This window comes from Lachnoanaerobaculum sp. (genome assembly GCF_057250505.1).
In genome coordinates, this window is record NZ_DBHIEQ010000033.1 from 1 (window position 1) to 295 (window position 295).

Here is a 295-nt window from a genome sequence, read left to right on the forward strand (position 1 = left end):
CACCATCTTCTGTGCTGTTCCGGCTTTCATTCTTGTAGAACCTGTCACAGCTTCTGCACCTACAACCACCTCTATAGGGGCGTCTGCAAGTGCTGATATCTTTGCATTCTTTACACAACTTACAGCTACCGTTTTTGCTCCGAGACTTTCGGCATATTCCAAACCGCCTATTACATAGGGTGTCCTGCCGCTTGCAGCAAGCCCTACCAAAGTATCCTTATCACTTAGCCCCAGTTCTTTTAAATCATTTACGGCAAGTTCTTTTGAGTCCTCGGCGCCTTCTACAGCTTTTCTC

Annotated in this window: 1 protein-coding gene; it reads right to left on the reverse strand. The window is 46.8% G+C overall.

Features of this window, described 5'->3' with window-relative positions; translation table 11 throughout:
- On the reverse strand, positions 1-295 hold a 295-nt coding region (locus ACO6FI_RS11515), incomplete at both ends, for an SIS domain-containing protein (RefSeq protein ID WP_485457457.1).